Source organism: Paenibacillus sp. P46E, assembly GCF_001909095.1.
Classification (GTDB): domain Bacteria; phylum Bacillota; class Bacilli; order Paenibacillales; family Paenibacillaceae; genus Paenibacillus_AQ; species Paenibacillus_AQ helianthi.
Genome location: NZ_LVYZ01000105.1, coordinates 1 through 2,584, shown reverse-complemented (window position 1 = coordinate 2,584; position 2,584 = coordinate 1). Strand labels below are relative to the sequence as shown.

The window sequence follows — 2,584 nt, the reverse complement described above, 5'->3', positions numbered from 1 at the left end:
GGGTGTCCGAATGGGGAAACCCAGCTGTGGTAATTCGCAGTTACTCATACCTGAATACATAGGGTATGTAGAGGCAGACCAGGGGAACTGAAACATCTAAGTACCCTGAGGAAGAGAAAACAATAGTGATTCCGTCAGTAGCGGCGAGCGAACGCGGAACAGCCTAAACCAAGAGGCTTGCCTCTTGGGGTTGTGGGACGTCTCACATGGAGTTACAAAGGAATATGGTAGGTGAAGAGGTCTGGAAAGGCCCGCGATAGAGGTAAAAGCCCTGTAACCTAAACTGTGTTCTCTCCGAGGCGGATCCCGAGTAGTGCGGGGCACGTGAAACCCCGTATGAATCCAGCAGGACCATCTGCTAAGGCTAAATACTACCTGGCGACCGATAGTGAAACAGTACCGTGAGGGAAAGGTGAAAAGCACCCCGGAAGGGGAGTGAAATAGAACCTGAAACCGTGTGCTTACAAAAAGTCAGAGCCCTATTCATGGGTGATGGCGTGCCTTTTGTAGAATGAACCGGCGAGTTACGTTTAACATGCAAGGTTAAGGTGAGAAGCCGGAGCCGCAGCGAAAGCGAGTCTGAATAGGGCGACTAAGTATGTGGACGTAGACCCGAAACCGTGTGATCTACCCCTGTCCAGGGTGAAGGTGCGGTAACACGCACTGGAGGCCCGAACCCACGCATGTTGAAAAATGCGGGGATGAGGTGGGGGTAGCGGAGAAATTCCAATCGAACTCGGAGATAGCTGGTTCTCCCCGAAATAGCTTTAGGGCTAGCCTCGGTGAATGGAGTGGTGGAGGTAGAGCACTGATTGGGTGCGGGGCCCGCAAGGGTTACCAAGCTCAGTCAAACTCCGAATGCCATTAACTTCTTGCCGGGAGTCAGACAGTGAGTGCTAAGATCCATTGTCAAAAGGGAAACAGCCCAGACCATCAGCTAAGGTCCCCAAGTGTGTGTTAAGTGGGAAAGGATGTGGAGTTGCACAGACAACCAGGATGTTGGCTTAGAAGCAGCCACCATTGAAAGAGTGCGTAATAGCTCACTGGTCGAGTGACTCTGCGCCGAAAATGTAACGGGGCTAAACACACCACCGAAGCTATGGCTAGATGCTTTGCATCTGGGGTAGGGGAGCGTTGTATATACGTTGAAGGTGTACCGTAAGGAGCGCTGGAGAGTATACAAGTGAGAATGCCGGTATGAGTAACGAAAAGATCAGTGAGAATCTGATCCGCCGAAAGCCCAAGGTTTCCTGAGGAAGGCTCGTCCGCTCAGGGTAAGTCGGGACCTAAGGCGAGGCCGACAGGCGTAGTCGAAGGACAACAGTTTGAAATTACTGTACCACCGTAATCCGCTATGAGCGATGGGGTGACGCAGGAGGGTAGTGACGCGGACTGATGGATGTCCGTCTAAGCAGTGAGGCTGGTGTGTAGGCAAATCCGCACATCGTTAAGGCTGGGCTGTGATGGGGAGCGAAAATTATAGTAGCGAAGGTCATGATCTCACACTGCCAAGAAAAGCCTCTAGCCAGGAGAAGGTGCCCGTACCGCAAACCGACACAGGTAGGCGAGAAGAGAATTCTAAGGCGCGCGGAAGAACTCTCGTTAAGGAACTCGGCAAAATGACCCCGTAACTTCGGGAGAAGGGGTGCCTCGGTAGGGTGAATAGCCCGAGGGGGCCGCAGTGAAAAGGCCCAAGCGACTGTTTAGCAAAAACACAGGTCTGTGCGAAGCCGCAAGGCGAAGTATACGGGCTGACGCCTGCCCGGTGCTGGAAGGTTAAGGGGAGCGGTTAGGAGCAATCCGAAGCTGTGAACCGAAGCCCCAGTAAACGGCGGCCGTAACTATAACGGTCCTAAGGTAGCGAAATTCCTTGTCAGGTAAATTCTGACCCGCACGAATGGCGTAACGACTTGGGCGCTGTCTCAACGAGAGATCCGGTGAAATTTTAATACCTGTGAAGATGCAGGTTACCCGCGACAAGACGGAAAGACCCCATGGAGCTTTACTGCAGCTTGATATTGAATTTGGGTACGATCTGTACAGGATAGGTGGGAGCCGTAGAAGTAGGAGCGCAAGCTTCTATGGAGGCGCCGTTGGGATACCACCCTGATCGTATCTAGGTTCTAACCTGGTACCCTAAACGGGTACGGGGACCGTGTCAGGCGGGCAGTTTGACTGGGGCGGTCGCCTCCTAAAGAGTAACGGAGGCGTTCAAAGGTTCCCTCAGAATGGTTGGAAATCATTCGAAGAGTGCAAAGGCATAAGGGAGCTTGACTGCGAGACCTACAAGTCGAGCAGGGACGAAAGTCGGACTTAGTGATCCGGTGGTACCGCATGGAAGGGCCATCGCTCAACGGATAAAAGCTACCCTGGGGATAACAGGCTTATCTCCCCCAAGAGTCCACATCGACGGGGAGGTTTGGCACCTCGATGTCGGCTCATCGCATCCTGGGGCTGAAGTAGGTCCCAAGGGTTGGGCTGTTCGCCCATTAAAGCGGTACGCGAGCTGGGTTCAGAACGTCGTGAGACAGTTCGGTCCCTATCTGTCGTGGGCGCAGGAAATTTGAGAGGAGCTGTCCTTAGT

The 2,584-nt window shown here is 53.3% G+C and carries 1 rRNA gene; it reads left to right on the top strand.

The features are described 5' to 3' along the window. Window positions 1-2,584, top strand: a 23S ribosomal RNA gene (locus tag A3849_RS31030); the annotation flags it as partial.